Annotated in this window: 19 protein-coding genes and 5 pseudogenes; 15 read left to right on the top strand and 9 right to left on the bottom strand. The window is 59.7% G+C overall.

Features of this window, described 5'->3' with window-relative positions:
- Positions 1-60 precede the first annotated feature (60 nt).
- Positions 61-552, top strand: coding sequence for a L,D-transpeptidase family protein (locus AC0L4F_RS00260; protein ID WP_244683862.1), 492 nt, complete (start codon positions 61-63; stop codon positions 550-552).
- A 7-nt stretch (positions 553-559) separates the two neighbouring features.
- Here the strand turns inward: AC0L4F_RS00260 and AC0L4F_RS00255 are convergent.
- Positions 560-1,493 (bottom strand): annotated as a pseudogene (locus AC0L4F_RS00255) (ABC transporter ATP-binding protein).
- Positions 1,494-1,620: 127 nt separating this feature from the next.
- On the opposite strand from AC0L4F_RS00255, the gene AC0L4F_RS00250 reads away from it, so the two are divergent.
- Both AC0L4F_RS00250 and AC0L4F_RS00245 read left to right on the top strand, forming a co-directional pair.
- Positions 1,621-1,806 carry a zinc-finger domain-containing protein gene (locus AC0L4F_RS00250; protein ID WP_244683860.1) on the top strand — a complete coding sequence of 62 codons (186 nt, stop codon included), beginning with the start codon at positions 1,621-1,623 and terminating at the stop codon, positions 1,804-1,806.
- A 14-nt stretch (positions 1,807-1,820) separates the two neighbouring features.
- Positions 1,821-2,117, top strand: coding sequence for a hypothetical protein (locus tag AC0L4F_RS00245; protein WP_244683858.1), 297 nt, complete (start codon positions 1,821-1,823; stop codon positions 2,115-2,117).
- A 9-nt stretch (positions 2,118-2,126) separates the two neighbouring features.
- On the opposite strand, the pseudogene AC0L4F_RS00240 reads toward AC0L4F_RS00245, so the two are convergent.
- Both AC0L4F_RS00240 and AC0L4F_RS00235 read right to left on the bottom strand, forming a co-directional pair.
- Positions 2,127-2,567, bottom strand: a pseudogene (locus AC0L4F_RS00240) (GAF domain-containing protein); the annotation flags it as partial.
- A 230-nt stretch (positions 2,568-2,797) separates the two neighbouring features.
- Positions 2,798-3,355, bottom strand: a complete 558-nt coding sequence (locus AC0L4F_RS00235; RefSeq protein ID WP_244683846.1) for a GAF domain-containing protein — start codon at positions 3,353-3,355, stop codon at positions 2,798-2,800.
- Between the two features lie 180 nt (positions 3,356-3,535).
- Here AC0L4F_RS00235 and polA point away from each other — a divergent pair.
- Positions 3,536-6,336: pseudogene (gene polA / locus AC0L4F_RS00230) on the top strand (DNA polymerase I).
- Between the two features lie 102 nt (positions 6,337-6,438).
- Here polA and AC0L4F_RS00225 read toward each other — a convergent pair.
- Together AC0L4F_RS00225 and AC0L4F_RS00220 are read right to left on the bottom strand one after the other, a co-directional pair.
- A complete protein-coding gene (locus AC0L4F_RS00225) occupies positions 6,439-6,642 on the bottom strand; it encodes a CsbD family protein (RefSeq protein WP_244683843.1) in 204 nt (67 codons plus the stop codon).
- A gap of 95 nt (positions 6,643-6,737) precedes the next feature.
- Positions 6,738-7,329: pseudogene (locus AC0L4F_RS00220) on the bottom strand (DUF1285 domain-containing protein).
- 69 nt (positions 7,330-7,398) lie between these two features.
- Here AC0L4F_RS00220 and AC0L4F_RS00215 point away from each other — a divergent pair.
- The 5 genes and pseudogenes from AC0L4F_RS00215 to AC0L4F_RS00195 form a co-directional block, all read left to right on the top strand.
- Positions 7,399-8,391 (top strand): annotated as a pseudogene (locus AC0L4F_RS00215) (AAA family ATPase); the annotation flags it as partial.
- A complete protein-coding gene (locus AC0L4F_RS00210; protein WP_244686273.1) occupies positions 8,383-9,282 on the top strand; it encodes a DUF58 domain-containing protein in 900 nt (299 codons plus the stop codon). The pseudogene AC0L4F_RS00215 and the gene AC0L4F_RS00210, both read left to right, overlap by 9 nt.
- Entirely contained in the window at positions 9,279-12,044 is a 2,766-nt protein-coding gene (locus AC0L4F_RS00205) for a DUF4159 domain-containing protein (protein WP_244683841.1), read from the top strand. The genes AC0L4F_RS00210 and AC0L4F_RS00205 overlap by 4 nt, the downstream gene beginning before the upstream one ends.
- Complete coding sequence (locus AC0L4F_RS00200) at positions 12,041-14,080, top strand: DUF7408 domain-containing protein (protein ID WP_244683838.1); 2,040 nt, start codon at positions 12,041-12,043, stop codon at positions 14,078-14,080. Before AC0L4F_RS00205 ends, AC0L4F_RS00200 begins: the two co-directional genes overlap by 4 nt.
- 500 nt (positions 14,081-14,580) lie before the next feature.
- Positions 14,581-16,023 carry an NAD-dependent succinate-semialdehyde dehydrogenase gene (locus AC0L4F_RS00195; protein WP_244683836.1) on the top strand — a complete coding sequence of 481 codons (1,443 nt, stop codon included), beginning with the start codon at positions 14,581-14,583 and terminating at the stop codon, positions 16,021-16,023.
- A gap of 113 nt (positions 16,024-16,136) precedes the next feature.
- Here the strand turns inward: AC0L4F_RS00195 and AC0L4F_RS00190 are convergent, their stop codons facing one another.
- Entirely contained in the window at positions 16,137-16,991 is an 855-nt protein-coding gene (locus AC0L4F_RS00190; RefSeq protein ID WP_244683826.1) for a DUF4437 domain-containing protein, read from the bottom strand.
- 393 nt (positions 16,992-17,384) lie between these two features.
- On the opposite strand from AC0L4F_RS00190, the gene AC0L4F_RS00185 reads away from it, so the two are divergent.
- From AC0L4F_RS00185 to dctP, 4 genes are all read left to right on the top strand, one after another.
- On the top strand, positions 17,385-18,173 hold the full coding sequence (locus AC0L4F_RS00185; protein WP_244683824.1) for an SDR family NAD(P)-dependent oxidoreductase: 789 nt from the start codon (positions 17,385-17,387) through the stop codon (positions 18,171-18,173).
- 69 nt (positions 18,174-18,242) lie between these two features.
- On the top strand, positions 18,243-18,785 hold the full coding sequence (locus AC0L4F_RS00180; RefSeq protein ID WP_244683822.1) for a TRAP transporter small permease: 543 nt from the start codon (positions 18,243-18,245) through the stop codon (positions 18,783-18,785).
- A gap of 76 nt (positions 18,786-18,861) precedes the next feature.
- Positions 18,862-20,148, top strand: a complete 1,287-nt coding sequence (locus AC0L4F_RS00175) for a TRAP transporter large permease (protein WP_244683812.1) — start codon at positions 18,862-18,864, stop codon at positions 20,146-20,148.
- Between the two features lie 45 nt (positions 20,149-20,193).
- Positions 20,194-21,246 carry a TRAP transporter substrate-binding protein DctP gene (gene dctP / locus AC0L4F_RS00170; protein ID WP_244683810.1) on the top strand — a complete coding sequence of 351 codons (1,053 nt, stop codon included), beginning with the start codon at positions 20,194-20,196 and terminating at the stop codon, positions 21,244-21,246.
- A 54-nt stretch (positions 21,247-21,300) separates the two neighbouring features.
- On the opposite strand, the gene AC0L4F_RS00165 is transcribed toward dctP, so the two are convergent.
- The gene (locus AC0L4F_RS00165; RefSeq protein ID WP_244683808.1) at positions 21,301-21,672 is read right to left on the bottom strand and encodes a winged helix-turn-helix transcriptional regulator; all 372 of its coding nucleotides are present in this window, start codon (positions 21,670-21,672) and stop codon (positions 21,301-21,303) included.
- Positions 21,673-21,821: 149 nt separating this feature from the next.
- On the opposite strand from AC0L4F_RS00165, the gene AC0L4F_RS00160 reads away from it, so the two are divergent.
- Complete coding sequence (locus tag AC0L4F_RS00160; RefSeq protein WP_244683806.1) at positions 21,822-22,844, top strand: zinc-binding alcohol dehydrogenase family protein; 1,023 nt, start codon at positions 21,822-21,824, stop codon at positions 22,842-22,844.
- 42 nt (positions 22,845-22,886) lie between these two features.
- Positions 22,887-23,615, top strand: coding sequence for an SDR family NAD(P)-dependent oxidoreductase (locus AC0L4F_RS00155; RefSeq protein WP_244683804.1), 729 nt, complete (start codon positions 22,887-22,889; stop codon positions 23,613-23,615).
- 100 nt (positions 23,616-23,715) lie between these two features.
- Here the strand turns inward: AC0L4F_RS00155 and AC0L4F_RS00150 are convergent, their stop codons facing one another.
- Together AC0L4F_RS00150 and AC0L4F_RS00145 are read right to left on the bottom strand one after the other, a co-directional pair.
- Positions 23,716-24,837, bottom strand: a complete 1,122-nt coding sequence (locus AC0L4F_RS00150; RefSeq protein WP_244683801.1) for a mandelate racemase/muconate lactonizing enzyme family protein — start codon at positions 24,835-24,837, stop codon at positions 23,716-23,718.
- A gap of 16 nt (positions 24,838-24,853) precedes the next feature.
- Positions 24,854-26,458, bottom strand: a complete 1,605-nt coding sequence (locus AC0L4F_RS00145) for a GMC family oxidoreductase (protein WP_244683799.1) — start codon at positions 26,456-26,458, stop codon at positions 24,854-24,856.
- Between the last annotated feature and the right edge of the window lie 38 nt (positions 26,459-26,496).

Below are 26,496 nucleotides of genomic sequence, written 5' to 3'. Positions count from 1 at the left end.
TGATTTCGCCAAATGCCACAGCCGTGGTATGAAGGCAAAAAAATCACCGGGCAGTGCACAATGTTTCGTTTTCGTTTTATCCTTCTGATTTTATTGGCTTTGTCGGTCACGGCCTGTAGCAAGTTCAAGACCTATAATGGCCCCGAAGTGACCCGCGTCGTCGTCGATAAGGACGCGCGCAAGATGTATTTGCTGCATCATGCCGAGGTTTTGGAACAATATGACGTTGGCCTGGGCTTCGGCCCGGTGGGTCACAAGGAAAAACAGGGCGACGGGCGCACCCCGGAAGGGGAATACCGGATCGACCGGCGCAATCCGAACAGCGAATTCTACCTGTCGATCGGCATTGATTATCCCAATGCAAATGATGTGGCCCGCGCGCGCGAGGCCGGGGTCAATCCCGGCGGCGACATCTTTATCCATGGCCGCCCAAGCAAGTACCGCAAGGGCGGGCGTGATTGGACGGCGGGCTGTATCGCGGTGACCAATTCGGAAATGCGCGATGTCTATGCCATGGTCAAAAACGGCACGCCGATTTCGATCCTGCCGTGATCGCCCGCTAGGCGCGTGACCGCGTCAGCGACAGGAAGACATCCTCCAGATCGGCCTCTTGGGTTTTCACGTCCCGAATGCGGATGCCCGCTTTGCGCACCGCCTCCAGCACGTCTTCGGCGGTGGTCTGGGCCGATTTATAGGTCAGCAGGATGGCGTCATCCTTGCGCGTGGCTTCAATTCCCGGACCTTCAGGCAGGGTTGTGACAGGGCCTTCCGGGTGAATGACCATCGCCTTGGCATCCAGCCGCCCCAAAAGATTGCGCGTCGAATCGCGGGCGACAATCTCGCCGTGGTTGACGATGGCAATTTCGTCGCACATTTCCTCTGCCTCTTCGAGGTAATGCGTGGTCAGAATGATGGTCATGCCCCGTTCCCGGTTCAGCCTTCGCACGTTTTCCCACAGCATCTGGCGCAATTCGATGTCGACCCCGGCGGTTGGTTCGTCCAGCACAAGGATTTGCGGATGATGCACCAGCGCCTTGCCCAGCAAGAGCCGCCGCCGCATCCCGCCCGACAGGGTGCGAGCATAGGCATTGGCCTTGTCTGACAGCCCGACCATTTCCAGGATTTCATCGCTTTTGCGTTGGGATTTTGGCACGCCATACAGGCCAGGCCTGCACCTCAAGCGCGGCGCGCGGGGCGAAAAACGGATCAAGATTGAGCTCTTGCGGCATGACCCCGATCGCGGCGCGGGATTGGCGTGGATTGATGTCCTGATCAAATCCCCAGATCCGCACCGATCCGCTGGTTTTCAGGACAAGACCGGCGAGGATGTTGATCAGCGTGGATTTCCCGGCACCGTTTGGCCCCAGAAGACCAAAAACCGATCCGCGCGGGATGTTGAGATCAATCCCCTTCAACGCTTCTTTCGCCGGAGTGTTTTTCTGTTCTGCATAGATTTTGCGCAGATTGCTAATTTCTATGGCATTATCTGACATGCGCGTCCCCTTGCCCCCCGGTTCTTCTTGGCACATAACGCAAATAGAACGCATTCTCGGATACGGAAACCGAAATCGGTTCTCTGCGGGAAACCATACGTAGTTCAGCCAAAAGGAAATGGCACGAATGTCGACAAAGGCACCCGAGACCAAGATCGTTGAAAGCCATCGCATTGCTTGTGATGGCGGCGGAGTGGCGCTGGGCCATCCCCGCGTTTGGTTGCAGATCCCCCAGGATATTGGCTGGGTCGAATGCCCGTATTGCGATGCGAAATATGTGCACAAGGATTTCGCGGACACGGCAGCCGACTGATGACGGCGCGCCGCATGTCTGCGGCGCTTCTGGCGCTTGCGGTTGCTGCCACGCTGTTCACCCGTATCGGGTTGAACATGGATCAGAATGATGTCGGTCTTGGCGCCGCGCTTTGGGCGATCTTTCGTTATTTCACCATCTGGACCAACACGCTGATCGGTTTTGCGGCGGCCGGGCTGGCGCTTGGCGGCCGATTGGACGGGCGTATTTCAGCCGGTTTGTTGCTGGCCTTTGCCGGGCTTGGTGCCCTGATCGTTTGGATTGCCCGGCTGATGACACGGATCTGGCCGCAGGGGTCCACCGCCACCTGAGTGCCGCTGCTACCAGTTGTTTGACAGGCGCAATGCCATGCGCAGACAGACCTGATCGGTGACACAGGCGGCAAGATCGGTGATGGTGTCGATGTCATCCTGCGTCCAGTCGCGTGGATTGGAATCAATGGCGCAGAGCGCGCCCATCGCATGCCCATTCCGATCGTGAAACGGCACACCCAGGTAGGCCCGCACCCCAAGATCCGGGATCGCCATATTGTCACAGATCCGCGCGTCCTTGGGCGCGTTCGTCACGATAAGCGGCCGGTTGTCGCGTTTGACGAATTGACAGAACGAATGGCTGAGCGGGGTCTGCCGCTGCAACGCCCAGATCCCTTTCAGCCCGAAACTGCTTTTGAAATATTGTCGGTCTTTGCCTTCTTCTACAACGGACACCAATGCCACCGGCGCGGCCAGTGTGCGGGCAACCAGGCGGGTGTATTTGTCAAATGCCTCTTCCGGGGGGAATCGACCATTTCAAGACCGACCAACATCTCTGCGTAATTTGCCAAATAGTCACTTGTCGCGGGGGATGGCGTATTGTCCCCCGGTATGGGCAGTTCTGACATGTTCGAATCCCTTCGCAGTATTTCACTGCCACAAGCATTGCGGATGTCGGTGTTGATTTGGTTAATTTGTCCTGCCGGATCAAAGGGCTGGATCATGTGGGCCTGTCAGGGTCACCAATGGTATTGCCGCAGCGCAATGCGCAAACAGACCTGATCGGTGACACAGGCGGCGATTTCGGTCATCACCCGAACGCAATTTTCGCTCCATCTGCGGGATTCTGTGTCAATGGCGCAAAGCGCGCCAATTGGATGGCCATGACAATCGTGAAACGGCACCCCAAGATAGGCCTTTATCCCAAGATCCGGGACCGCCAGGTTGTCGCGGACCCGCGGATCGTTAAGGGCATCCGTGATGATCATCGGCTGATTATCGCGTTTCACATATTGGCAAAAGGAATGGGTCAGCGGGGTCTGGCGCAGTTTGGCCCAGGTCGATTCCAACCCGATTTCGCTTTTGAAATACTGGCGATCCCGCCCCTCTTCGACGACACAGACCAGGGCCACAGGCGTGTTCAGGGCCAGGACAACCAAGCGGGTGAATTTATCAAAGGCATCTTCGGCCGGGGCATCCACCAACTGCAACGCGACAAGCAATTCAGATTGCTTCAAAAGATCGTCGCTTTGCTCCGATAACGTGCCAATACCCCTTGGCGTCGAGAGGTCAGTCATAACAATTTCCTCGCTACAGTTGACCCAACAACCTTTTGCCGAATGGTTAACAAAAGGTTAACCAGCCTGGTATTTCTTTACCTATCGCCCGCAAAACTGCGCCAGAGGTAAATCCGGGTGGCAGTGCCCCCCGTGTCGTGGCACAAGTTCGAAACCCAATGACCCCAGCGGAGACGCGTCATGAGTTTCGGAAAAGGCTGCCACCTGCATCTGATCGACGGATCGGCATATATCTTTCGCGCCTATCACGCGCTGCCGCCGTTGACGCGCAAATCCGATGGGTTGCCGATTGGTGCGGTCGCCGGGTTCTGCAACATGTTGCAGAAGTTTGTCGAGGATAACACCGGGCCGGATGCGCCGACGCATATCGCGGTGATTTTCGACTATTCCGGCAAATCATTCCGCAATGACATGTACGATCAGTACAAGGCCAACCGCCCGCCCGCGCCAGAGGATCTTGTGCCGCAATTCCCGCTGACCCGTCGCGCGACCGAGGCCTTCAATATCGCCTGCAAGGAAATCGAGGGGTTTGAAGCTGACGATATCATCGCCACCCTTGCCTGTCAGGCGCGTGAGGCCGGGGGGCGGGTGACGATCCTGTCGTCGGACAAAGACCTGATGCAGCTGGTCGGTGACGGTGTTGAAATGCTTGACCCGATGAAAAACAAACGCATCGACCGCGACGGCGTGATCGAAAAATTCGGCGTCGGCCCCGAACGGGTGGTCGATGTGCAGGCGCTGGCCGGTGACAGCGTCGACAACGTGCCCGGCGCGCCGGGGATCGGGATCAAGACCGCCGCGCTGCTGATCAACGAATATGGCTCGCTCGAAGAGCTGCTGGATCGCGCAGAAGAGATCAAACAACCCAAGCGTCGCCAGACCCTGTTGGAAAAGCGCGACCAGATCGAAATGTCGAAACGGCTGGTGCAGCTTGATTGCGACATGAAGCTGGAATTCACCATCGAAGAGTTGGAGGTCCGCGACCCAAAAGCGGATGTGCTTCTGCCCTTCCTTGCCGAGATGGAATTCCGAACCCTGACCAAGCGGATTGCGGACAAGCTGGGGGTCGATACGCCGGCCATTCCCGATACCACCACCGGCGACGGTGATCCGCAGGAACAGGCCGAGCAGCTGCCAATCACGCCGGAAGCCTATGAATGTGTGCGGGATGCGGCGGCGCTTCAGGTCTGGATCGACCGGATCAAGGATCGCGGCTATGTGGCGGTGGATACCGAAACCACCGGTCTCAATGAAATGCGCGTGGATCTTGTCGGGATTTCGCTTTGCGTCGAGCCGGGGCAGGCCTGTTACATCCCGCTGATCCACCGGGCAGAAAGCAGCGATGATCTGTTTGGGTCGGATAAGCTGGCCGAGGGCCAGATGGGGCTAGAGGCATGTCTGGCGATGTTGAAACCGGTTCTGGAAGATCCGGCGGTGATCAAGATCGGCCAGAACATGAAATATGATGCCAAGATCTTTGCCCGCAATGGCATCGCGGTGGCACCGATTGATGACACCATGCTGATGTCCTATGCGATGAACGCCGGGCTGCACAATCATGGCATGGATGCGCTGTCGGAAAAGTATCTGTCGCACACGCCGATCCCGATCAAGGATTTGCTCGGCACCGGCAAGAGCCAGATCACCTTTGACAAGGTCGCGATTGATGTCGCCACGCGCTATGCCGCCGAAGATGCCGATATCACCCTGCGTCTGTGGCAACTCTTCAAGCCGCAATTGCATCGCAAAAAGGTCACGCGGGTTTACGAATGGATGGAACGTCCGCTGGTGCCGGTTCTGGCCCAGATGGAGATGCACGGCATCAAGGTTGACCGTGACACCCTGTCCCGGATGTCGAATGCGTTTTCGCAGAAAATGGCCGGGCTGGAGGATGAAGATTTATGAACTTGCCGGGCGCAAGTTCAATGTCGGCTCGCCGAAACAGCTGGGCGAAATCCTGTTTGATGAAATGGGGATCGAGGGCGGTAAGAAAGGCAAGACCGGGGCCTATGCCACCGGGGCCGATGTGCTGGCCGATCTGGCGACCGAACATGACCTGCCGGCGCGGGTGCTGGACTGGCGTCAGCTCAGCAAGCTGAAATCGACCTATACCGACGCCTTGCAGGAACATATCCACCCCGATACCGGTCGGGTCCACACGTCATACTCCATCGCCGGGGCCAACACCGGGCGATTGGCGTCAACCGATCCCAACCTGCAAAACATTCCCGTCCGAAGCGAGGAAGGCCGCCGCATCCGCGAGGCCTTTGTCGCCGATAAGGGCAATGTGCTGGTCTCGCTCGACTATTCGCAGATTGAATTGCGCATTCTGGCGCATATTGCCGAAATAGAACTCGTTGAAACAGGCGTTCCGAGAAGGCCAGGACATTCACGCCGCAACCGCGTCGGAAATGTTCAACGTGCCGCTGGACGAGATGACGCCAGAGATTCGCCGTCAGGCCAAGGGTATCAACTTTGGCGTGATCTACGGGATTTCCGGTTTTGGCCTTGCCCGCAATCTGCGGATTCCACGGGCCGAGGCCCAGGGTTTCATTGATCGCTATTTCGAACGGTTCCCCGGCATCAAGGAATATATGGATGCCACGGTGGCCTTTGCCAAAGAGCATAAGCGGGTCGAAACCCTGTTTGGCCGTCGGATTCACACGCCGGAAATCGGCGCCAAGGGGCCGCATGCCGGTTTCGCCAAACGCGCTGCAATCAATGCGCCGATCCAAGGGACAGCGGCGGATATCATTCGTCGCGCCATGATCCGTATGCCGGATGCAATCGCGGGCCTTCCGGCGCGGATGTTGCTTCAGGTGCACGATGAATTGCTGTTCGAAGTGGATGCTGCGGCGGCGGATGACCTTATCGGTGTGGCGCGCGATGTCATGGAAGGCGCGGCAAATCCGGTGGTGCATCTGGATGTGCCGCTGGTCGTGGACGCAGGGCAGGGTGCCAACTGGGCCGAGGCGCATTAAAATCGCGTCCGGGCAATGGTCAGAGCGCTGGAATGATCTGGGCCGGACCGGCGGCATGTCCGCCACCGGTCCGACAAATTCGTGTCAGGTTGCGATGATGTATCAGGCCGCGACGCGTGTGGCGAAATCATCCACCATCTTTTCGGCCTCGTCCTTGGCCACGCCATAGCGTTCCTGCAACTTGCCGACCAACTGGTCACGCTGACCGTCGATCACGTCGATATCGTCCTGTGTCAGCTCGCCCCATTCTTCCTTGGCCGAGCCTTTGATCTGTGTCCACTTACCTTGGATGATATCCCAATTCATGGTCTTGCCTCCTTAATAAGGTTCCGTTCACACGCGACCATCGGGCCGCGTTGAAAGACCTATGGCAGGTCCGAACAAAGACAAGGGCAAGTCGATCAGGGCAGCTCTTCCGAGGGGATGATAGGAAAAAACTCGCCACCCGACCACAGGCCGAACCAGCGTTTTCCCACCACTTCCGAATGTGCCCCGATCTCGACCAGTCGGTAAAAGCTCTTGCGGTCGATCAGGGCCTCAAGATTTGCGCGCACAAGGACATATGGCGCAGGTTCGCCTGTTTTTGCATCGCGTTCGACCCGGATCGGAAAATCCGGGCCAGGCGGTGGTAAAATCGCCAACATTTGTTTCAAACGTCAGGGATTGGTCCGCACCGGTGCCGGAAACCTCGAAATCCACGGCGACAAACGGTGCGTCATCAACGGTAATTCCGACCTTTTCCACAGGTGTGACAAGCACATAGCGGTCGCCATCCTTGCGCAGAATAGTTGAAAACAGCCGCACCAGTTCCTTGCGCCCTATGGGGGTGCCAAGGTAAAACCACGTCCCGTCCCGTGCGATCCGCATATCAAGATCACCACAGTCAGGTGGGTTCCAAAGGTGCACAGGCGGTAAACCCTTACCTTTGCTGGCCGCCTTGGCCGAGGCCGCAAGCCCGTCAGCCGAGGGGACCACGCGATTTTGTGACGTCATTGCTTTTGCCATTTCTTTTTTCAGCGATACACTCACCTACAACGACATAGTGCGCAAGGAGCAGTTTCCATGAATGACGCCCCCGATCTAGTTGCTGACATCGAGGCGCTTGAACAAAAGCTCGCGCTTGCGCGGGCTTCGATCACCAAGCGGTTTATCGGTCAGGAACGGGTGGTTGACCTGACACTGTCGGCGCTGCTCTGTGGCGGGCATGCGTTGTTGATCGGTTTGCCGGGCTTGGGCAAGACGCGGTTGGTGGAAACACTGTCGACCGTGATGGGCCTGCATGGCAACCGGATTCAGTTCACGCCGGATCTGATGCCGGCCGATATTCTGGGCTCGGAGGTTCTGGAAACCAGCGAGGATGGCAGGCGCGCGTTCAAATTCATCGAAGGCCCGATTTTTTGTCAGCTTCTGATGGCGGATAAGATCAACCGCGCCAGCCCGCGCACGCAATCGGCCCTGTTGCAGGCGATGCAGGAAAAACAAGTGACCGTTGCGGGCGAAAACCGGGTGCTGACCGCGCCGTTTCATGTGTTGGCGACACAAAACCCGATCGAACAGGAGGGCACCTATCCCTTGCCAGAGGCGCAGCTGGACCGGTTTCTGGTGCAGATTGATGTGCTTTATCCCGACCGCGACACCGAACGCGACATCCTGTTGGCCACCACCGGCGTGGCAGAGGAAGAGGCGCATGGTGTCTTTACCGCCGAAGAATTGATTGCCGCGCAGACCCTGTTGCGGCGGATGCCGGTGGGCGAAAGCGTGATGGAGATGATCCTGGATCTGGTGCGTGCCTTCCGCCCCGAAGAGGCCGAGGCCAGCGACCTTGTGCGCGAAAACGTGGCCTGGGGTCCGGGGCCGCGTGCGGCGCAGGCCCTGATGCTGACGGTGCGCGCCCGGGCCTTGTTGGACGGGCGTTTGGCGCCCTCGGTCGAGGATGTGCTGGATATGGCGCGCCCGGTGCTGTCGCACCGCATGGCGCTGAACTTTGCGGCACGGGCACGGGGCATGTCGCTTTCGGCGCTGATTGATGACACGGCAGCGGGCCTGATGCGGTCCGGTCCGGGCGGCTGCGTGAGCCAAACCCCCGCCCATCTGCGCGCAAGATCCGAGGCCGAGGCAGCAACCCTGCCGCCGCTTCTGGCCAAGGCCGAACAACTGGCTGGCACTGTGCTGCTGGGTGAACACGGGCGGCGGCGGGCCGGAATGGGCGATGATTTCTGGCAATACCGTCCTGCGCAACCGGGCGACCGGCGGCGCAGCATCGACTGGCGGCGCTCTGCCCGGTCCGATGGCACCTATGTGCGCGAACGCGAATGGCAGATTGCGCAAAGCGTGATGCTCTGGGTCGATCAGGCGGCCTCGATGCGGTTCGCTTCGACCAAGGATCTGCCGGAAAAGGGGGATCGCGCGCGGCTGATTGCGCTGGCGGCGTCGATTCTGATGATCCGGGGCGGCGAACGCGTCGGATTGACCGGCGGTGTGTTGCCCCCGCGACGCGGCGAGGCGCAGATCCTGCGGCTGGCCGACGCGTTTTCCACCGATCAACCCGAAGATTACGCCGAACCCGAAGCACGATTGATGCTGCCGCATGCGCGGGCAATCTTTGTCTCTGATTTTCTGGCGGATCCCGCACCGGTCGAAGCGGCGTTGACCAAAGCCGCGGATCGTGGCGTGCGCGGCGTGCTGTTGCAGGTGCTCGACCCGAGCGAGGAGGCGTTTCCGTTTCGCGGTCGGACGATTTTCGAAAGCGTTGGCAAATCTGTCCGCCATGATACGTTAAAGGCCAGCGAGCTGCGCGATCGCTATCTGGCGCGCCTGGCCGAACGCAAGGATTGGCTGAGCCGGATCGCGCGAGTCACGGGGTGGCAATATCATGTGCACCACACCGACCACTCGGCCCATGCCGCGCTGTTGTGGCTTTATCGCGCGATGGAGGTGGGGCAATGACCCTCTTTGGCATCGGGTTCCTGACACCTTGGCTGCTTTTGGGGCTAATCGCGCTGCCGATCCTTTGGATCATTCTGCGCGCGGTGCCGCCCGCGCCGATCCGGCGGATGTTTCCCGGTGTTGTTCTACTGTTGGGTCTGAAAGATGACGACCAGATCACCGACCGCACACCTTGGTGGCTGTTGTTGCTGCGCATTCTGGCAGTGGCGGCGATTATCATTGGTCTGGCCGGTCCGATCCTGAACCCGCGCGAAGCGGGCGAACGCGGCAGCGGGCCGCTGCTGATCGCGATGGATGCAAGCTGGGCCAGTGCCGGGGATTGGGGCGCGCAACAAGAGGCGCTGGAGGCTTTGTTGCAGGAGGCGCAGCGTGATGGGCGCACCGTGGCCATGTTGCGGATGACCGACCCGAAACCATTGCAGTTTCAAACCGCAGACGCCTGGCGTGCGCGCCTGCCGGGCTTGGGGCCAGAGCCATGGGTGCCGGGCCAGGATCTTTATACCGCCGCAGCCGTGACATTGGGCGCAGAGCGTTTCGATACGCTTTGGCTGTCGGATGGGCTGGAACATCCGGGCCGCGATGACATGCTGGCCACCTTGGAAACGCATGGCGCGGTGCGGGTTGTTCAATCTGCCCGGCCCCTGATTGTGATGGCGCCGCCGGGATTTGCCGATGGCGCGATTGAGTTGGCGTTACGGCGGCTGGACACTGCCGGTCCCTATGTGGCCAGCGTTGTGGCCCAAGGGCGCGACCCGTCGGGCAATGCCGCCGTTTTGGCGCGGGTGCCGGTGGAATTTGCCGCTGGTGCGGACCGCGCCGAGGTCTCGCTGTCCTTGCCGGCGGAATTGCGCGGCCGGATCACACGGTTTGAGGTTGAGGGCCAGCGGTCGGTTGCGGCTGTGGCTTTGTCTGACGACAGTCTGCAACGGCGCGAGGTGGCGTTGATTGCCGGACGCGAAGACCGCGAAGGACTGGAGCTGTTGTCGCCGCTGCATTATCTGGAAAAGGCGCTGGCCCCCAATGCCGAGCTGTTGCAGGGCGCGCTGGGCGATATCATGCCCGCCAACCCGGATGTGGTTGTGCTGGCCGATGTGGCGACACTGGCCCCGGCCGAGGAAGATGCGCTGTTGGATTGGATCGAACAGGGCGGTCTGCTGCTGCGCTTTGCCGGGCCACGGCTTGCGGCGTCTGATGTCAGCCGGGCCGAAGAACATGCGCTGATGCCGGTGCGGCTGCGCGCGGGCGGGCGCACCGTGGGCGGCGCAATGTCCTGGGGCGAGCCAAAGGCACTGGCACCTTTTGCCGAGGACAGCCCATTTGCCGGATTGCCGGTGCCGGACGAAGTGCGCGTCACCGCCCAGGTCATGGCGCAGCCCGATCCGACCTTGGCCGATCGGGTGATCGCGCAACTGGCCGATGGCACGCCATTGGTCACGCGCAAACGTATTGGACAAGGGCAGGTCGTGCTGGTGCATGTCACCGCCAACGCCGAATGGTCGACCCTGCCGCTGTCGGGTCTGTTTGTGCAGATGCTGGATCGGTTGGCGGTGTCATCCTCTGCCACCACGCCAAGCGCCGAGTTGCTGGATGGAACCACATGGCAACCTTTGCAGGTCATGGATGCCTTTGGCAGCTTGCGGGATGCAGGGACGCGCCCCGGGGTCGAGGGGCCGGATCTGGTCACTGCGGAACTTGGGCCGGATCTTTTGCCGGGCTTGTATCAGAACGAGGATCGTCGATTGGCGCGCAATGTGGTGACCACGGAAACCGAACTGGCCCCGGCGATCTGGCCCGCGCGCATCCCGGTCGAAGGGTTGAGCAAGCCACAGGAAACCCCGTTGGCCGGCATCTTGATGAGCGCGGCTCTGGCCATGCTTCTGGTTGATGTGATCGCGTCACTGGCGTTGGCCTGCCGGCTGTCGGGCGGGGTGCGCACAGCTGCAACCGTGGGGTTCGCCCTGTTGCTGGTGCCGGAATTTGTCCATGCGCAAGAACGACAAGACAACGATGATTTTGCCCTGACTGTGACATCCGAACTGGTGTTGGCCCATGTGCTGACCGGCAACGGTCAATTGGATCAAATGGCCGAAGACGGCCTGCGCGGCCTGTCGGAAACGCTGTTCTTTCGCACCTCGGTCGAGCCTGCCGATCCGGTTGGCGTTGATCTGGAACGCGACGAACTGGCGTTTTTTCCCTTTCTGTACTGGCCGATCAGTGTGGATCAGCCGATCCCGTCGGATGAAGCCTATGCCAAGTTGAACCAATATCTGCGCTCTGGCGGGATGATCCTGTTTGACACCCGCGATGCGGATGTGGCCAGTTTCGGGGCAGCATCGCCCAATGGCCAGCGTTTGCAACGGCTGGCTGCGCCACTGGATATTCCGCCGCTGGAACCGGTGCCGGCCGATCACGTTCTGACCCGCACATTCTATCTGTTGCAGGATTTTCCAGGTCGGCACGCCGGTCGCGATATCTGGGTCGAAGCCGCGCCGCCGGACGCCGAACAGATCGAAGGCATGCCGTTTCGCAACCTGAACGACGGGGTGACGCCGGTGGTGATTGGCGGCAATGATTGGGCGGCGGCCTGGGCCATGGATGCGGGCGGCAATGCGCTTTATCCTGTCGGACGCGGCTATTCCGGCGAACGCCAACGCGAGCTGGCCTATCGTTTCGGGGTCAATCTGATCATGCATGTGTTGACCGGAAATTATAAATCGGACCAGGTGCATGTGCCTGCGTTGCTGGACAGGTTGGGCCAATGAGCGGAACCATTGTTTTTGATCCGATGCTGCCCTGGGCGGTTCTGGCCGGGGTCGGGGTCTTGGTGCTGATTGCCGCTGGTTTGGCCCTGTGGCGGGGCTTGTCAGGCTGGGGATTGCGATTGTTGGGTGGTTTGGTGGTGCTGGCGGCTCTGGCGCAACCGGCCTATCAGGAAGAAGACCGCGCGGCGCTGACCGATATTGTCATGTTGGTCGAAGACCAAAGCGCATCGCAGGCGCTGGATGACCGCGCCACAATGACCGCCGCCGCCGCGGACACGATTGAAACGATGCTGAACGCCCGCGACAATACCGAGGTGCGGCGCATCGTGGTTGGCGATGGCGAAGGCGATTTTGGCACGCAGATGATGACCGGGTTGAACACCGCGCTGGCCGAGGAACCGCAGGCGCGGATTTCCGGCATTATCGCGCTGTCGGATGGCCGGGTGCATGACATGGAACGCGCGCCGAACCTGCCTGCGCCGCTGCATCTTTTGATGACCGGGCATGACACCGATTGGGATCGTCGCCTGATTGTGCGCAACGCCCCGGCCTTTGCCATTCTGGGGGAACCCGTCACCCTGACCCTGCGGGTCGAGGACAGCGGCGCCGCGCCGGGGGACACGGAAACGCCCCTGTTGGTGTCGATCGACGGGGCGGAATCGCAAAGCTTTACCGTGCCGCTGAACGAAGACATCGAAATCCCGATGACCCTGCCACATGGTGGGCGCAACGTGCTGCAATTCATCGTCCCAGAGGCCGAGGGAGAGCTGACGGACCGCAACAACACCGCGCTGATCCAGATCAATGGCGTGCGCGACCGTTTGCGGGTTCTGCTGGTCTCGGGCGAGCCTCATCCCGGCGGGCGCACCTGGCGCAACCTGTTGAAATCGGATTCCTCGGTTGATCTGGTGCATTTCACCATTCTGCGGCCACCGGAAAAACAGGACGGCGTGCCGGTGCGGGAATTGTCGCTGATCGCCTTTCCAACACGGGAATTGTTTCTCGACAAGATCGACGATTTCGACCTGATCATCTTTGATCGCTACAAACGCCGGGGCATCCTGCCGGCGATCTATCTGGATAACGTGGCGCGATATGTCGAAGACGGGGGGGCGGTGTTGATCGCGGCTGGTCCTGATTTTGCCAGTGCGGATTTGCTCTATCGGTCGCCTTTGTCCGTGGTGGTGCCGGCCGCGCCGACATCCCGGGTGATCGAACAGGGCTATGCGCCGAAAGTGACCGACGAGGGCGAGCGTCATCCGGTGACCGCCGGATTGGGCAACCCAGAGGATTGGGGCCGCTGGCTGCGCCAGATCGAGATCACCCCGGAACGCGGCACGACGCTGATGTCCGGTGCGGAAGATCAACCGTTGCTGGTGCTCGACCGGGTGGGCGAGGGGCGGGTTGCGCTTTTGGCCAGTGATCATGCCTGGCTCTGGAGTCGCGGGTTCGAAGGCGGGGGGCCGCAATTGGAATTGCTGCGCCGTCTCGCGCATTGGATGATGAAAGAGCCGGAACTCGAAGAAGAGACCCTTTATGCCGAGGCAACCGGCCAGACCATGCGGATTGTGCGCCGCACGCTGGATGAAACCGCCGGGCCCGTCACGGTGATCGGGCCGGATGGATCCGAAGTGGTATTGGATCTGGAAGAGGTCAGTCCGGGCCGGTTCGAAGCGGTACATGAGGGGCCGGAAATCGGGCTGTATCGTCTTGTGGATGGCGATCTGGAGAGTGTTATCGGGCTGGGCCCCGCTGCGCCCAAGGAATTTGAAGAAACGATTGCCACCGCATCCGTGGTTCAGCCATTGATCGACACGATGCGTGGTGGGGTGCTGCGATTGGAAGACGGCCTGCCGCGGATTCGCAATGTGCGCGAGGGCCGGCCCGCCGCCGGACGCGGCTGGATCGGGCTGACACCGCGCGGGGCCTTTGAAACGCGGGATGTGACCCAGGTGCCATTGTTGCCTGCCTGGCTGGTGTTGCTACTGGCTTCGGGCTTTATCGTCGGGGCCTGGCTGCGCGAAGGGCGCAGTTAGGGCACATCGCGGGTTTTCGACGGCAACAAAATCCAGCGCAGGGAACCAGCCGGGCGTCCAAAAAAGGCGTGACCTCGGTTGCCGCTTGCGCATCAGGCGCATTTCAACCTGCACCTTACAGACAGCTATCAAGCCAAGATCACGCCGCAGAATGCCCGGATACCAAAGGCATCTCTTTGCGGCCTGATCCCCCGCAGCATTTCCACAATTTGCCGTATCCGAGGATCATGGCGCTGCCTGTGTCCCATGGGGCGTCTCTTGGCATGGCCGGGGCGCGGTTGTGCTGGAAGTCCCGGCTTGCAAGCATACATCAAAACATATATAGCTTTATATATTATAGGCGCGACGTGGCCGTAAACCCGCGCGCATCCGGCGACATTGTGCCACCCATTGCGCCCGCGCTCGGAAACCGGGGCGCGAATTTTCGCGACTGACGGGGGCTGTGCACCGGCCAGCACCACCAGGGCCGCATGTCGACGGCCATAAGAGGGAAAGAGATCATGAACGCATACCCAGACCTGAACTTGCTGATTGATGGCGACTGGCGGCCAAGCACCAGTGGCGCCACATTGGATGTCATCAACCCGGCGACGGAAGAGGTTCTTGGCGCTTTGCCCGCCGCCACGCCAGAGGATCTGGACGCCGCATTGCGTTCGGCTCAGCGCGGGTTTGAGACATGGCGCGCCCTGTCGCCCTATGCCCGTGCCCGCATTCTGATCGACGCCGCCAATCTTGTTCGCGACCGGGTGGAGATGATTGCCACTGCGGTGACGCTGGAAAACGGCAAACCGCTGGCCGAGGCGCGGATGGAAATCGGCACGGTGGTCGATATTCTGGAATTCAGCGCCGAAGAGGGCAAGCGCCTGCATGGCCGCATTGTCGAGGGGCGCGCGCCCGGCGTGCGCCATTTCGTGGTCAAGGAACCCGTCGGGGTTTGCCTTGCGATCACGCCATGGAATTTCCCGATCAACACGGTTGCGAAAAAGCTGGGCGCGGCGCTGGGCGCGGGATGTTCGGTGATCCTGAAGGCATCAAACGAAACACCGGCCGCGGCGATCCTGCTGGTGCAGGCGCTGGTTGATGCGGGGCTGCCCGCCGGTGTGGTGAACGTGGTCTTTGGGCCGTCGGGGCCGCTGACCAAACATCTGATGTCGTCTGATATTGTGCGTAAAGTGTCGTTGACCGGCTCGGTCCCGGTGGGCAAGCAATTGGCGGTTCTGGCCGCAGACCGGATGCAGCGCCTGACGATGGAGCTGGGCGGTCATGCGCCGGTGGTGGTGTTTGACGATGTCGATATCACCAAGGCGGTTGACCTTCTGGTGCCGGGCAAGTTCCGCAACGCGGGGCAAATCTGTATCTCGCCGACGCGGTTCTTTGTGCAGGATGCGATCTATTCCGATTTCGTCGATGCCTTTACCGCCCGCGCCGCCGAAATCAAGGTGGGCAACGGTCTGGAGGCTGGCACAATGATGGGTCCGCTGGCCAATGCCCGGCGTCTGGGCGCGATGGACGAATTCGTAGAAGATGCCCGCAAACGTGGGGCAACCATCACCACCGGCGGTGAACGGATCGGCAATCGGGGCTATTTCTTTGCGCCGACGGTGATCAAGGACGCCCCGGACGACAGTATGATCATGACAGAAGAACCCTTTGGTCCGATGGCGCCGATGACCCGGTTTTCCACGATTGAAGAGGTGGCCAAACGCGCCAATGCGCTTGAACTTGGGCTGGCTTCTTATGCTTTGACCAACTCGATGGAACGCGCCACGCGAATTGGTGATGCGCTGGAGGCCGGAATGGTGGGGATCAACACCGTTGGTGTCGCCATTCCTGAAACCCCGTTTGGCGGCGTCAAGGAAAGCGGTTACGGCGTCGAGGGCGGGCCAGAGAGCCTGGAGCATTATGTCGTGCCGAAATCCATCGCGCAAAAGGCGTTCCTGTAAGGGTGGCATGGGCCTTGGGGCGGGCATTTTGAAGGGCCCGCCCGCCTTTTGGCCCCAAACGTGCCAGGCCGCAGTCCAATACTGCGGCCTGCGTTTTTATCAGCGGGCTGGCGTTACATCGCGGCGAGCGTATAGCGGCCTTCGGTGTGCATATAGAGGATGCAATCGGCGTCGGAAGTACAGGATACGGCGTGCGATGCCGTGCCTTTTGATCCGAAATAGCTGCCCGGGTTCAGGCTGTTGGTTTCGGTTTCACCCGACATGGTTACGCTGGTGGTGCCCGCAATGGTGACCGCACGCATCAAAGGTGCTTCGGTGCTGATCGTGCCGGCATAACCTGCTGGCAGTTTGACAAAGGTGCCGTTCTTTTCGGTGCCTTCAAGACTGCCCCAAAGATAGGCCATCTGCGCGCCACCAGCCCCCTCGATCCATTGCGCGTCTTCGGCATTCAGCCACATGACGTTGCGCGCGTCGATGTTGATAGGAAGTTCGCCACCGTCGAATTCCTTGTCTTTCGGTTGAACAAGGTAAGGACCGGACAGAATTTCCAGAAAGATCATCGACCGTTCGCCAGCGGCGGTTTTGGCGGCGGTAATGTGATTTTCGCCCAATGGCTGGGTCCAGAACGATCCCGGGCCCATCCACATCTTGGCGGCGGCGGGGTCGTCATTGTGGACCTCGCCACTGATGACCACGGCACGATAGGTGATGTTGTGGATGTGCGGCGGCGATTGAAACCCTTCGGCAAAAGTCACCAACATGCCCGATGGCACATCTTCGCGGATGTCACCCCAAAGCGCGCCGGACCGCGGGCTTGCGTCGCCGCGTGCCGGGTTCAGCTCTATGAATTTGACATCCGTGTCCTTGACCAATTCGTTGCCGGAATGCGCCTCGGCCAGGGTTTGGGTGGCACCCGCTGCCGTCAATGCAAGCGTTAGTCCAAGAGTGGTAAGATTGTGCAGTTTCATGTCATTTCCTCCATGTTGACATTTCGTGACAAGCTTACGGTTTCCAGTTTACTTACATTTTCGCAAGTAGGCACATTTTTTACCTATACAGACATTGATAACCAATTTGGGGCCGTTGCGCCGGGATCGGGGCAGTGTGGGAAAAAGCCTCAAATCTCTATTGTTATATAGTTCTATATGTTTTAATATTTAGGAGAGGCCAGCAAAGATCACGATTCGGGAAGGCCAACCCAGAGCGTAAAGGAAGGAAAACCTTATACTTACAAAATTGTAGGTACTTGCATTTAGATAAGGACAAACAGATCCTTTCCCAAATGCACATAGCCGAAAAATCTCGGCAGCCATGCGGCAAGGGAAACCAATGCCCGCGGCGATCGAAGTGGAGGAGACAATATGACCAAAGACAAAGACCTTGCCGGAAAAACCGCCGTTATCACCGGGGCCGGGCGTGGCCTTGGGCGTTCGATCGCGATGTCCTTTGCGCGGGCCGGGGCAGATATTGCTATCTGTTCGCGGACCGTGGCCGAGCTGGAAGCTGTCAAATCAGAGGTCGAGGCCGAAGGCGTGCGATGCTTGATGCATGCGGTCGACCTGTCGGATGAAGTCGCAACCAAGCATTTCTGTGACGATGTCCTGACGCAATTTGGCAAGATTGACGTGTTGGTCAACAATGCCGGCGCCCAGCTTGAAACCGGTCGGATCGAACAGTCCGATCCGGGCAAATGGTGGAAAACCATCGAAATCAATGTGCGCGGGCCTTACCTTGTGACCCGTTTTCTTCTGGATGGCATTTCCGAGGGCGGCAAGATCATCAACGTATCATCGGGGATGGGCAAACGGCCAGGCGACAAAAACAGTGCCTACCATATTTCCAAGGCCGCGATGAACATGTTCACCGATGGGCTGGCGAATGAACTTTGGCCGCGCAAGATTGATGTCAACAATCTGATCCCCGGACCGGTCGCGACAAGCATGTTGAACCACGACGCAGCCGACGGCCCCCGCACCAGCCCAGAGGACGTGCTGGAACGGTTTGCCGAAGGGGTGCCGCCCGGCTTTCCCGAATGGGAACGGCTGAAACATCCAGACGAAGTTGGCGAATTGGCACTGTACATGGCGACGCGCCCCATTGGCGGTCCGACCGGTCAGAGCTTTTCGCTCGCACGCCGCCCACTTGGGTAAGGCCGCGCCAACAACGCCAACAGCCGCGCGTCGTGCGGGCGCTGTTGGCACAGGGGAGGAGGACCGATCATGAGATCTTTGATAAGTGGCCTGAACCAGACCAACACTATGATTTGCAGGGTGTTGCGATGGCTGACCATAATTTTGATGGCCCTCATCATGTTGAACGTATTTGTCGGCGTGTTCTGGCGTTACGTCCTCAACAGTTCGCTGCCCTGGTATGAAGAGGCGGGCAAATACATGATGTTCTGGCTGGTCTTTGTCGCCGCGCCGATTGTGCTGAAAAACCGCGGACAGATCGCGCTGGACATCATTCCGAACATGCTGCCGCCGCGCATTCGCAATATCAATTACATGATCATCTATTCCGTCGTGTTCGGGTTGATGTGCGTCTTTATCTGGCAGGGCTACAGCCTCGCCTGGATCGCGCGAAAACAGCAACCTTCGTCGTTCGAGCTTTCGTTCTTCTGGATCTATTTCGCCATCCCCTTTGGCAGCGCAATCATGGCTCTGATCTCGTTCGAATTCTCTCTGACGGCCCTGCTTGGCATTTTCAAACCAGACGAAGTCGATCTGGAGCCGGGCAACATGATCGACAATTCCCTGTCCTGACGACGCCCTGACGCCTTTTGGCAATTGCACGTTCCCCTGCGTCGACCGCAGCGGGTTCTGAGGAGGAGAGACTACAATGCCTTTGACGTTTTTCTGGGTCTTTTTGGGCCTGATGGCCGCCGGGATACCAATTGTGTTTGCCCTGGCGGCGGGGCCACTGGCCGGGTTCCTGCTGGCCGATCAGGGGGCGTTCATGAAAATGCTGCCGCAGCGGATGTTCGGCGGAATTGCCCAGTTTCCGATCCTGGCCATTCCGTTGTTCATTCTGGCCGGCGAAGTGATGAATGTCAGCGGCATCACCAAGAGCCTTGTGACCTTTGCCAATGTGTTGGTCGGCCATGTCCGTGCCGGTCTGGCGCAGGCCAATATCGTGGCATCCATCATGTTTGCCGGTCTGTCCGGGTCGGCGGTTGCGGATACCTCGGCGCTGGGGTCGATCTTTATCCCGGCGATGGAAAAAGACGGCTATTCCCGGGCGTTTGCGGCGGCGGTGACGGCGGCATCCTCGGTCATCGGGCCGATCATTCCGCCCAGCATCATCATGGTGATCTATGCCTATGTGATGAATGTTTCGGTGGCGGCATTGTTCCTGGCGGGGATCATCCCCGGCATCATGGTGGGCGTCGGATTGATGGTTGTGACCGCGATCATCGGCAAGAAACGCAACTATCCCAAGGCCCACCGGCGCGCCACCACCGGCGAAGTCTGGACCGCGTTCAAACCCGCCTTCCTGCCGCTTCTGACACCGGTGATCATCCTTGGCGGCATCGTGTCGGGCATCGTGACACCCACCGAAGCGGCAGGTGCGGCGGTGTTCTATGCGCTGGTCCTGTCGATGCTGATCACCCGCACGGTCAAGCCTGCCGACCTGATCGGCATCTTTTACCGCACCGGTCTGGTGTCATCTTCGATCCTGTTGATTGTTGGCTCTGCCACGATCTTTGGCTGGGCGGCGACGGTGTCGGGCGTGCCGCAGGCGCTGGGCAAGATGTTGTTTACCATCACGGAAAATCCGTTCCTGTTGCTGCTCTTGGTCAACATCTTGTTGTTGTTCATCGGCATGTTCCTGGATGCGGTGCCTGCGATCCTGATCCTTGGGCCGATCTTTGCGCCCGCTTTGGCCCAGGTTGGCGTTGATCCGGTACACTTTGCCATCATCATGTGCGTCAACGTCACCGTTGGATTGGTGACGCCGCCGATGGGCATGATCCTTTTCGTCGCGTCTGGCCTGACCCGAACCGGAATCGAGGTCATCTCAAAGGAACTGTGGCCCTATCTGGCGGTGCATTTCCTGGTGATCATCCTGATTTCGATGATCCCGGCCCTGACCCTGACGATCCCCAAACTCTTTGGCTTCATGTGAGCATCGAGGCCTGATTACACCCACCAGACAAACGGGAGGAACCACATGTCTGTCTCAACAAAACTCAATACGCTTACCATCGGGTTGACCAGCGCGCTGGCGCTGACATCCGCCGCACAAGCCGCTGACTATACGTTGAAAATCGGCCATGTTGCCGCCGTCAGCCAGCCGCTGTCGACCTGTGCCGAAGTGATGAAATCCCATGTGGAACGCTATTCGGGCGGCCGTATTGAGGTTCAGCATTATCCCGCAGGGCAGCTTGGCAATTTCCGCGAAAACGTCGAGGCGGTGCAGATCGGCACGCTTGAGATGACCCTGACCTCTGGTGGTGGCATTGCCAATTTCTTTGGTCCGATCCAGGCCTTTGATATCCCTTATCTGTTCGCCAATGATCAGGTGATGGACAAGGTGATGGCCGACCGCGCGCTGACCGAAAAACTGCGTGCGGATGTGTTGGATGCGACGGGCACGGTACGGCTGATGGGCATGACCGGCGGCGTCGGCTGGCGCGACTTCTTTGCGGACACGCCCGTGAAAACCGCCGCAGATCTGGAAGGCGTCAAAATGCGCACGGTGGAATCGCCGGTGTCGATGGAATTCGCCAGCGCGCTGGGCATGAATCCGACGCCGGTGCCTTGGCCAGAGCTCTATACTTCGCTTGCGACGGGCGTGGTGAATGGTACCAAAAACGCGCTGTCGGATGTCGTCGACACATCACTGAATGATTACGTCAAATACGCGGTCGCCGACCACCACACCCACAACCTGATCTTCTGGTGGATGGCCGACACATGGCTGCAAAGCCTGCCCGAAGACCTGCAAGGTGTGGTGGCGGATGGTTTTCATGAGCTGACGAAAACCTGCAACGGTCTGCCCGGCGCGCTGTACCTTGAAAAATATGAGAAATTCGTCGCCTCGGGGGGCGAGGTGCACATTCCGTCAGAAGAGGAAAAGGCCACATTCCTGCCCGGACAACAGCCGGTCATCGACTGGTTTGTCGGCAAATACGGTGCGGAATACTACGATCTGGTTCAGGCCGCTGTGGAGCGTGCCAATGCCGACATCGACGCCGAAAAAGCCAGCTTTGTCGGGAAATAACCGCCTGCGCCGGCCCTGAAACCCGGGGCCCGCCCTTGCCATAGCAGTTCGGGATCAGGCGGCATTGTCCTCTGCCGTCTGGTCCGCGCCTTCTTCGGCAAGTTTGCGTTTCTTGAAGGCAATGCCCCATTCCCGCATCACCGAAAGGACAGGTTCCAATGACCGCCCGAATTCGGTCAATTCGTATTCCACCCTTGGCGGCACCTCGGCAAAGACATGGCGCTTGATCACGCCGTCAGCCTCCAGTTCGCGCAATTGCAGGGTGACCATGCGTTGGGTCGCATTGGGCATATTTCGGCACAGCTCGCCAAACCGCAACCGCCCGACAAGCAGATTGCATAGGATCACCGGTTTCCACCGACCGCCAATGACGCTCAGCGTGGCTTCGACGTTGCTGCCGGTTCTCCAGTCATATTTTCGGGCCATGTGGCGCACCTCAACGATCGGGGGTTCGGTCGGTCAAAAACTAAGAGAAACCGAGATAACTGTCAATAAACGCCAATACCGACAAAAATGTAAGTGAGGCGGGTTGGCCATGCAAACCCGCACCCGAAACTGCCGCTTTGGAGAATGAGATGAAAGCTTTTGGATACACGCAACAGGGGAAGATTTCCGATGCTTCCTCTGTCGTGGAATTTGAAACCGATCGGCCAACACCGGGGTCGGCGGATATCCTGGTCGAGGTTTGCGGCGTTTCGGTCAATCCGGTTGACGTCAAGGTGCGGGCCAATCGGCCACCACCCGAGGGTGGGCCGCGAATCCTGGGATTTGATGGCGCCGGAATCGTGCGCCAGACCGGCGATGCGGTGACGCGGTTCAAACCCGGCGACGCGGTGTTTTACGCCGGCGATTTCACCCGATCCGGTTCCAACGCCGCATTTCAGCTGGTTGATGAACGGTTGGTCGGGCACAAGCCGGGCGCATTGGGTTTTGCGGCTGCGGCGGCCCTGCCACTGACCAGCATTACCGCCTGGGAAATCCTGTTCGATTGCTTTCGCCTGAGCGAAGGCGGCGGCCAGGGCGAGGCGATTTTGATCATCGGCGGGGCCGGTGGCGTCGGGTCGATCCTGATCCAGCTTGCCAAGCAATTGACCGGGCTGGTTGTGATTGCCACCGCATCGCGCGACGACAGCCGCGCCTGGGTCAAGAAGATGGGGGCGGATCATGTGATTGATCACCGCAATCCCTTGGACACCGAAATCGCGGCTTTGGGTCTTCAGCCGCGCTATGTCGCGGCGCTGAACCAGACGGATCAGCATTTTCAATCCATCGTCGAGCTGATCAAGCCGCGCGGTCACATCGCGCTGATCGACGACCCACAAGCGATTGATATCACAGCGATCAAGCCAAAGGCGCTGACCCTCAGCTGGGAGTTCATGTTTGCCCGGTCCCTGTTCCAGACCGACGATATGCAGGTGCAGGGCATGCTGCTGGACCGGGTTTCGGCGCTTTTGGATGCGGGCAGATTGGTCACGACGGCCAACCGGCACCTTGGGCCGGTAAACGCCGAAAACCTACGCGCGGCATTGCGCGAACAGGAAAGCGGCACGGCGATAGGCAAGATCGTTCTGGATGGTCCGGGCAATCCAGAGAGCTAAGGGATTTGCCGCAAGCGCGGCATCGCAAGAAGGGAAAAAGATATGAACCGTCTCGATAACAAGGTCGCCATCATCACCGGCGGCGCGAATGGGCAGGGGGCTGTTGAGGCCGAATTGTTCATTGAAGCCGGGGCAAAGGTGGTCATCACCGACATCAACACCACCGCAGGCGAAGAAACCGCCGCGCGTCTCGGGGACAAATGCACCTTTGTGCGCCATGATGTAACCTCGGAAGAGGACTGGGCGCAGGTGGTCAAGACAACGCTGGAACTGCATGGCCAGATTGACGTGCTGGTGAACAATGCGGGCATTTTCAAGGTGCTGACGCTGGAGGACACAGACCTCAAGGTTTGGGATCAAACGGTTGCGATCAATCAGACCGGCGTGTTTCTGGGCATGCGCGCGGTGGCGCCAGCGATGAAGCAACGCAAATCCGGCAGCATCGTGAACATTTCGTCGATTGCCGGGCTTACATCGGCCAAGGCACATGCCTATTGCGCCACGAAATGGGCGGTGCGCGGCATGTCAAAGGCGGCTGCGGTAGAGTTTGGTCCGTCCAATATCCGCGTGAACTCGGTCCACCCCGGGTTCATCGACACGCCGATGCTGGACGGTCACGGCGTTCCGCGCGAACAGCTGGTGGCCAAAGTGCCGCTGGGCCGCACCGCAGAGGTGATCGAAGTGGCGCGGGTCGTGCTGTTTGTTGCGTCAGATGACAGCAGTTACTGCACCGGCCATGAATTTGTCGTCGACGGCGCGATCAAGGCCTGATTGCCCGCGCGCTTCGGGAATTTCCGGGGCAGGGTGTTTTGATCCAGACATGCAAAGGGGGCCGCGATGGCCCCCTTTGACGTTGTAACACGGGCGTTTGTCAATCAAATGCCCGTTCCAGCACCGCGATATTCACCCCAAGCCCCGGCGCGTCGGACAGGGTGACCCAGCCGTCGGTCAGATCGAGCGCAAAGACCTCGTCGCGGAAATCGTTTTCGTTGGCGTCGCATTCCAGCAACCCCGGCCCGCCCGCCGCCGCCAAAAGATGTGCCGAGGCCGCCAGCGCAATGCCACCCCCCAGCGAATGCGGGCAAAAGGTCAGCCCATTGGCCACCGCCTCTCGCGCCACGGGAAGACATTCGGTAAACCCGCCCCATTTGGCGATGTCGGGTTGGACGAAATCCAGCCATTTGTTGCGCGCCACCGCATCATATTCGGCGCGGGTCTGAAAATTCTCGCCCCCGGCGATGGGCACATCGGTTGACCCCCTCAGAATGTGCCATGCGGCGGGGTGAACATCGACGGCCATCGGCTCTTCGATCCACATCGGTTGATGCGGGGTGATCCATTGCATCGCGATTTCCGCCTGATCCGGCGTCCAGCCCTGATTGGCGTCCAACAGAAACCGCTCGCCAGCTTGCAGGTCGCCCGCAATCGCGGTGACATTGGCGCGATCCATGTCGTCGCCAAAGCCGACCTTGAGCTTGAAATTGCGGTGACCCTTTTGCCGGGCCCTGGCCACGGTATCCAGTACACCCACCGGATTGATGCCACTGGCATAGGCGGGCATGCGGTTGGTCTTGGCCCCCAACAGCGCAAACAGTGGCTGGTTGTTGCGCTTGGCGATCATGTCCCACACGGCGATGTCGACGCCGGCGATGATCTGGGCAATGGGCCCCGGTTCGCCGGTTTGAAGCCGCAGGATACGCAGTTTGGCGTTCATCGCATCGTAACAGGCCGCGGGATCGGAAAACTCCAAACCCACCATGCGCGGTGCGATTTCGCTTTCCACCAAACGCTGGCGATGCTCGGCGCCACAGACCGGAAAGTTGCACCAGACCTCGCCATAGCCCTGCACGCCAGAGGCATCGGTCACCCGGATCAACAGGGTGGGCCGGTCGTGCATGATGCCGAATGAGGTGCGCACCGGGGTCGAAATCGGCGTGCGCACCAGTGTCGCTTCGATCGCAGTCAGGGTCAGTTGTGTGTCAAATTTGGTCACGTCTTTGGTCCTTGGCTCATGTTTTGCGCGCGTCTTCCAGGATCATGTCGCTGGCTTTTTCTGCGATCATCACGGCGGGGGCGTTGGTGTTGCCGGATACAATTTCCGGCATGATCGAACAATCCACCACCCTTAGCCCGGTGATGCCATGCACCCGCAGCCGGTCATCGACCACGGCCATCGGATCGGCCCCCATTTTGCACGATCCGGTGGGGTGATAGACGGTGGTGGTGTTGTCGCGCACCCAGTCCAGTGCCGCATCGTAGGTATCGAGATCAAGGTCGCGGGGCGGGCGGAATTCTTCGACAATTTCTCCGGTCAATGCGCTTTGCCGTGCGATTTTGCGTGAAATCCGCACGCCTTCGACGGTTTTGCGGCAATCGCTGTCGGTCGCCAGATAGTTCGGCTGAATCTTCGGGGCCATGGCCGGATCGGCACCGGCCAATGTCACCTCGCCTTTGCTTTCGGGGCGCAGGACACAGACGGTGGCGGTAAAGGCGGAAAACGGATGCACGCCCTCGGCGGGGCTGTCGGCGGACCATGGATTGATGTGAAACTGAATATCGGGGCTGTCCAGTTCGGGCGCGCTGCGCAAAAATCCGGCCACCATGCTGGCGCCCATCGTCATCGGGCCAGTACGGTTCAGCCCATAGCGCAGGGCGGTTTTCACCTTGGCCAGCGGGCTGCGGACCTCGTCGTTGACGGTTTTGTTGCGGGTTTTGAACGTGGTGCGGGCCTGCAAATGATCCTGAAGGTTCTTGCCCACACCGGGCAGATCATGTTTCGGCGCAACACCGGCTTTGCGCAACTCTGGATCGTTGCCAATGCCCGACAGCATCAGGATCTGGGGCGAGCCTATTGCACCAGAGGACAATATGACCTCGCGCGCCGCTGTGAGGGTGCGGGTCTGACCGGCGCGATCGGTGATTTCCACGCCGGTGGCGCGGGTGCCGTCCAACACGACCTTGCGCACCTGGGCGTTTGTCATGATCTCCAGATTTGCCCGGTTTTTGACCGGCTTCAGATACCCCACCGCCGTGCTGCATCGCCGCCCGTTGCGGATGGTCAGCTGGTAATATCCGACACCTTCCTGTGTGGTGCCGTTGATGTCAGTGTTTGCCGGATACCCCGCCTCTTGCGCGGCACGTATCCAGGCATCACAGATTGGGTGGGTGTATTTCGGATCGGACACGGCCAGCGGCCCACCCGCACCATGAAGATCATCGGAGCCGCGTTCGTTATCCTCTGACTTCTTGAAATACGGCAGGACATCGTCCCAGCCCCACCCCATATTGCCCAAGTCCCGCCAGCGGTCATAATCCTGGGCCTGACCACGCACATAGAGCAGGCCGTTCAATGCAGACGACCCGCCCAAAACCTTGCCGCGGGGCCAGTTGATGGATTTCCGGTTGAGACCGGGCACCGGCTCGGTCTTGTAACACCAATCATAGCCGGGGTTGTTCATGGTCTTGAAATACCCGGCGGGCACGTAAATCCAGGGATAGCGGTCCCTTGGCCCGGCCTCGATCAGCAAAACCCGGTGCTTTGGGTTCGCGCTAAGCCGGTTGGCCAGAACACAGCCAGAAGACCCGGCCCCGACAATGATGAAATCCGCTTGCATGTGATCTCCTGCGTGTGGAACGTGGCGCACGTCAACAG

This window comes from Marinovum sp. J2-8 (genome assembly GCF_055808435.1).
This window is presented reverse-complemented; position numbering and strand designations above follow the sequence as displayed.

Bases quoted from the DNA above. Each gene is read 5' to 3' on its own strand.
- AC0L4F_RS00260 (WP_244683862.1), top strand. From the start codon at position 61: ATGTTTCGTTTTCGTTTTATCCTTCTGATTTTATTGGCTTTGTCGGTC.
- AC0L4F_RS00250 (WP_244683860.1), top strand. From the start codon at position 1,621: ATGTCGACAAAGGCACCCGAGACCAAGATCGTTGAAAGCCATCGCATT.
- AC0L4F_RS00245 (WP_244683858.1), top strand. From the start codon at position 1,821: ATGTCTGCGGCGCTTCTGGCGCTTGCGGTTGCTGCCACGCTGTTCACC.
- AC0L4F_RS00235 (WP_244683846.1), bottom strand. From the start codon at position 3,355: ATGACTGACCTCTCGACGCCAAGGGGTATTGGCACGTTATCGGAGCAA.
- AC0L4F_RS00225 (WP_244683843.1), bottom strand. From the start codon at position 6,642: ATGAATTGGGATATCATCCAAGGTAAGTGGACACAGATCAAAGGCTCG.
- AC0L4F_RS00210 (WP_244686273.1), top strand. From the start codon at position 8,383: ATGCGGTCCGGTCCGGGCGGCTGCGTGAGCCAAACCCCCGCCCATCTG.
- AC0L4F_RS00205 (WP_244683841.1), top strand. From the start codon at position 9,279: ATGACCCTCTTTGGCATCGGGTTCCTGACACCTTGGCTGCTTTTGGGG.
- AC0L4F_RS00200 (WP_244683838.1), top strand. From the start codon at position 12,041: ATGAGCGGAACCATTGTTTTTGATCCGATGCTGCCCTGGGCGGTTCTG.
- AC0L4F_RS00195 (WP_244683836.1), top strand. From the start codon at position 14,581: ATGAACGCATACCCAGACCTGAACTTGCTGATTGATGGCGACTGGCGG.
- AC0L4F_RS00190 (WP_244683826.1), bottom strand. From the start codon at position 16,991: ATGAAACTGCACAATCTTACCACTCTTGGACTAACGCTTGCATTGACG.
- AC0L4F_RS00185 (WP_244683824.1), top strand. From the start codon at position 17,385: ATGACCAAAGACAAAGACCTTGCCGGAAAAACCGCCGTTATCACCGGG.
- AC0L4F_RS00180 (WP_244683822.1), top strand. From the start codon at position 18,243: ATGAGATCTTTGATAAGTGGCCTGAACCAGACCAACACTATGATTTGC.
- AC0L4F_RS00175 (WP_244683812.1), top strand. From the start codon at position 18,862: ATGCCTTTGACGTTTTTCTGGGTCTTTTTGGGCCTGATGGCCGCCGGG.
- dctP (WP_244683810.1), top strand. From the start codon at position 20,194: ATGTCTGTCTCAACAAAACTCAATACGCTTACCATCGGGTTGACCAGC.
- AC0L4F_RS00165 (WP_244683808.1), bottom strand. From the start codon at position 21,672: ATGGCCCGAAAATATGACTGGAGAACCGGCAGCAACGTCGAAGCCACG.
- AC0L4F_RS00160 (WP_244683806.1), top strand. From the start codon at position 21,822: ATGAAAGCTTTTGGATACACGCAACAGGGGAAGATTTCCGATGCTTCC.
- AC0L4F_RS00155 (WP_244683804.1), top strand. From the start codon at position 22,887: ATGAACCGTCTCGATAACAAGGTCGCCATCATCACCGGCGGCGCGAAT.
- AC0L4F_RS00145 (WP_244683799.1), bottom strand. From the start codon at position 26,458: ATGCAAGCGGATTTCATCATTGTCGGGGCCGGGTCTTCTGGCTGTGTT.